The organism is Ideonella sp. P3_A4 (assembly GCF_056403075.1).
On sequence record NZ_JBFUGE010000559.1, the window covers coordinates 1 to 3,946 of the forward strand.

A 3,946-nucleotide genomic window follows, 5' to 3' on the forward strand; every position below is an offset into this window, starting at 1 on the left:
CACGATCATCACCATCTGGTCGAATCTCAATGGCAGTTGTCTGCGGGACAGGGCGCCAGAACAAGGGGACAGCCGAGGCAACACGATGCGAATCCTGCTGGTGGAAGACGACCCTGCGCTCAGCCTGGGCGTGGCGCGCGGCCTGGAGCGTGWGGGCTGGCAGGTCGATGTGCTGCACGACGGCGAGCAGGCCATGTCCGAAGGCGTGATGGGCCAATACGACCTGGGCATCCTCGACCTCGGCCTGCCGCGGCGCGACGGCATGGAGGTGCTGCGCCACTGGCGTGCCAAGGGCATCCGCATGCCGGTGCTGCTGCTGACCGCGCGCGACGAGCTGAGCGACCGCGTGCAGGGCCTGGACGCCGGCGCCGACGACTACCTCGTCAAGCCCTTCGACCTGCCCGAGCTGCTGGCCCGCATCCGCGCCTTGAAGCGCCGCGCGCAGGGCCGCATCGACGAGGTGCTGCAGCTGGGCGAGTTGAAGCTCGACATCGCCCACCGCGAGTTGACGCACCACGGCCAACGTATCTCTCTGAGCCCACGCGAACTGGCGCTGACCGAGTTGCTGATGCAGAAAGCCGGCCGCGTGGTGCCCAAGGATTCGATCGTCGCCCGCATGTCCAGCTGGGAGGCCGATTTCAGCGAGAACTCGGTCGAGGTCTACATCCACCGCCTTCGCAAGCGCTTTGCCGATCTGGGCGTGGTGATCCGCACCGTGCGAGGCTTCGGTTATGTGATGGAGGCTGCCACGGCTGGCGGCACACCCGGCGACACCGCCGGCGGCGATGACCCGAGCTGAGCCGCCCGCTCACGGCCCCAGCGTTCGCCGCGCACTGCTGCGGCCGTTGCTGTGGAGCTGGGGCATCGGCCTGCTGGCCGCGGTGATCGGCGCCTACTGGTTGGCCCGCACCAGCGCCAACCTGGCCTTCGACCGCGGCCTGCAAGACGAAGCCAGCGCGCTGGCCGCCAAGGTCACCTGGTCCGACCGCGGGCCGCTGCTGGACCTGTCGCGCCAGGCGATGGAGCTGGTGACCTGGGACCGCGACGACCGCAACGGCTTCCTGATGGTCGACGTGGAAGGCAACCCGCTGGCCGGCGACGCCCACGTGCCGGTGCCCGCAGCGAAGCTGCGCAAGGCCAGTTTCTCGCAGCCGCGGCTGTTCGATGCCGAGTACGACGCCGAGCCGGTGCGCGGTGCCGTCTTTTCGATCAGCTCACCGATGCTCGACCGCTCGGTTTCGGTGGTCGTGGTCGAGACCAAGAACAAGCGCGCGGTGCTGATGCGCGACCTGCAGCTGTCGATCGTGCTGCCCGCGCTGGCGCTCGGTGCGGTGACCTTCGCAATGATCGGCTGGGGCATTCGTCGCGGCCTGCAGCCGCTGCGCGACGTGGCCACCGACGTGGCCTTGCGCGACTCGCAGGACTGGCGGCCGCTGCCGATGCAGAACGTGCCGCGCGAAGCGGTGCCGTTGATCGAGCGCATCAACAGCCTGCTGGCAGACGTGGAGCAATCGATCCAGCTGCAGCGCCGTTTCGTGGCCGATGCAGCGCACCAGCTGCGCACGCCGGTGGCCGGCATCCGCGTGCTGGCCCAGAACCTGGCGCAGGAGTTGTCGGCGCAGTCCTCCGGCTTGCCGGCTGACGAGACCGCCTGGCGCCCGCTGCTGGCGCAGCTGGAGCGTTCGACCGACCGGTTGTCGCGCCTGATCGGCCAGTTGCTGAGCCTGGCTCGGTCAGAAACGGCGCTGTCGGTCGACGGCGAGCACCAGACGATGGACGTGGTGCCGTTGTTGCGCGAATCGGCCGAGCCGCTGGTGCTACAGGCTCTGCGCCAGGGCCGCAGCATCGGTCTGGAAGCGCCGGACGAGCCCGTTCCGGCGCGCGCCCACCCGTTGTGGCTGGGCGAGGTGGTCAACAACCTGCTGGACAACGCACTGCGCTACGGCGGCCCGAAGGTGACCTTGCGCGTCACGCCGCGCCCCGAGGGCGGTGCCGAGGTGGTGGTCGAAGACGACGGCCCCGGCGTGCCGCAGGCGCAACTGCCGAACCTGTTCGAGCCGTTCTGGCGCGGGGAACGTGCCGACCTGCGCAACGACGGCGGCACCGGCCTGGGCCTGACGATCGCCCGCGAGGTGGTCCTGCGCCTGGGCGGGCAGATTGAAGCGCAATCCAGGCCCGATTTCGAGGGCCTGCGCTTCACCATCCGGCTTGGGGCCTGACTCGGCGCCCTGCGCCTCAGGCGCAGCGGGTCAATGGAACAGCGGCCCGCTCAGCTTGGTCCCGGCCTTCAGCCCGCGCTTGGCGAACCAGCCCACGTTCATCTCCAGCACGTAGCGCACCGGCTTGGTCGAGCAGTGCGACTCGTCGCTCAGCGGCTTCATGTCTTCGATGTTGACGATGCTGCCGTCGTCGGCCACAAAGGCGGCCGACAGCGGGATCAGCGTGTTGCGCATCCAGAAACACTGGGTGGCCGGGTCTTCGAAGACGAAGATCATGCCCTCGTGACCGGCCATTTCCTTGCGGAACATCAGGCCGATCTGCCGCTGGTCGGCCGTCTTGGCCACCTGGGCGACGATGTTGTGCATGCCGGCGTGCAGCGTCACGGTGGGCAGGTCTTGCGGCTGGCCGGCGTTCTGGGCGTAGGCGGTGCCGCCCACGGCGAGGGCCAGCATGAAGGCGCCCGTGGCGCAGGCAGAGCGAAACTTGGTCAAGGTCATGTCAAGGCTCGTGAGGTGTCGATGGATTATCGAACGCGGCCGGGCCCGTGCCGCTGACACGCCGCCGCAACAAAGCGGGCGCCGCCCGGCCTCACCGCGTAGACCTGCCGGCTCCGGGGTGGTCAGCGAAGTGACAGGCAGCGTGAACTAGAATTTCAGGTTCCGAAAACCCCTTTCACAAACAGCGACGCGCGGAGCAAAGCGACATGTACCAGCACATCAAGGTGCCCGAGGCAGGGCAGAAGATCACCGTGAATGCGGACTTCTCGCTCAACGTCCCGAACAACCCGATCATTCCGTACATCGAGGGTGACGGCACCGGCTTCGACATCACGCCGGTGATGATCAAGGTGGTGGACGCTGCGGTTGCCAAGGCCTATGGCGGCAAGAAGCAGATCCACTGGATGGAGATCTACGCCGGCGAGAAGTCGACCAAGGTCTATGGCCCGGACGTGTGGCTGCCGGAAGAATCGCTGGCCGCGCTGCGCGAGTACGTCGTCTCGATCAAGGGCCCGCTGACCACGCCGGTCGGCGGCGGCATCCGCTCGCTGAACGTGGCGCTGCGCCAGGAGCTGGACCTGTACGTCTGCCTGCGCCCGGTGCAGTACTTCGCTGGCGTGCCTTCGCCGGTGAAAGAGCCGCACAAGATCGACATGGTGATCTTCCGCGAGAACTCGGAAGACATCTACGCCGGCATCGAGTGGGAAGCCGAGAGCGAGAAGGCCAAGAAGGTCATCAAGTTCCTGGTCGAGGAAATGGGCGTCAAGAAGATCCGTTTCCCCGACACGTCGGGCATCGGCGTCAARCCGGTCTCGCGCGAAGGCACCGAGCGCCTGGTGCGCAAGGCACTGCAGTACGCGATCGACAACGACAAACCCAGTGTCACGATCGTGCACAAGGGCAACATCATGAAGTACACCGAAGGTGGCTTCCGTGACTGGGCCTACGCGCTGGCGCAGAAGGAGTTCGGCGCCGAGCTGATCGACGGCGGCCCGTGGTGCAAGTTCAAGAACCCGAAGTCCGGCAAGGACATCGTCGTCAAGGACTCGATCGCCGACGCCTTCCTGCAACAGATCCTGCTGCGCCCGGCCGAGTATTCGGTGATCGCGACGCTGAACCTGAACGGTGACTACATCTCCGACGCGCTGGCCGCRCAAGTCGGCGGCATCGGCATCGCCCCGGGCGCCAACATGTCGGATTCGATTGCCTGCTTCGAAGCCACCCACGGC

Annotated in this window: 4 protein-coding genes; 3 read left to right on the forward strand and 1 reads right to left on the reverse strand. The window is 67.1% G+C overall.

The features are described 5' to 3' along the window. The first annotated feature begins 85 nt into the window (after positions 1-85). Both AC1DYI_RS28880 and AC1DYI_RS28885 read left to right on the forward strand, forming a co-directional pair. Entirely contained in the window at positions 86-799 is a 714-nt protein-coding gene (locus tag AC1DYI_RS28880) for a response regulator (protein WP_477207563.1), read from the forward strand. Beyond that, positions 786-2,219: a sensor histidine kinase gene (locus AC1DYI_RS28885; RefSeq protein ID WP_477207564.1), complete on the forward strand. Its 1,434-nt coding sequence runs from the start codon at positions 786-788 to the stop codon at positions 2,217-2,219. The genes AC1DYI_RS28880 and AC1DYI_RS28885 overlap by 14 nt, the downstream gene beginning before the upstream one ends. A gap of 30 nt (positions 2,220-2,249) precedes the next feature. Here the strand turns inward: AC1DYI_RS28885 and AC1DYI_RS28890 are convergent, their stop codons facing one another. Next, on the reverse strand, positions 2,250-2,717 hold the full coding sequence (locus AC1DYI_RS28890) for a DUF192 domain-containing protein (RefSeq protein WP_477207565.1): 468 nt from the start codon (positions 2,715-2,717) through the stop codon (positions 2,250-2,252). Between the two features lie 206 nt (positions 2,718-2,923). On the opposite strand from AC1DYI_RS28890, the gene icd reads away from it, so the two are divergent. Then, on the forward strand, positions 2,924-3,946 hold a 1,023-nt coding region (icd, locus tag AC1DYI_RS28895), incomplete at its 3' end, for an NADP-dependent isocitrate dehydrogenase (protein WP_477207566.1).

Excerpts from the sequence above, each read along its gene's own strand:
- AC1DYI_RS28885 (WP_477207564.1), top strand. The coding sequence starts at position 786 with ATGACCCGAGCTGAGCCGCCCGCTCACGGCCCCAGCGTTCGCCGCGCA.
- AC1DYI_RS28890 (WP_477207565.1), bottom strand. The coding sequence starts at position 2,717 with ATGACCTTGACCAAGTTTCGCTCTGCCTGCGCCACGGGCGCCTTCATG.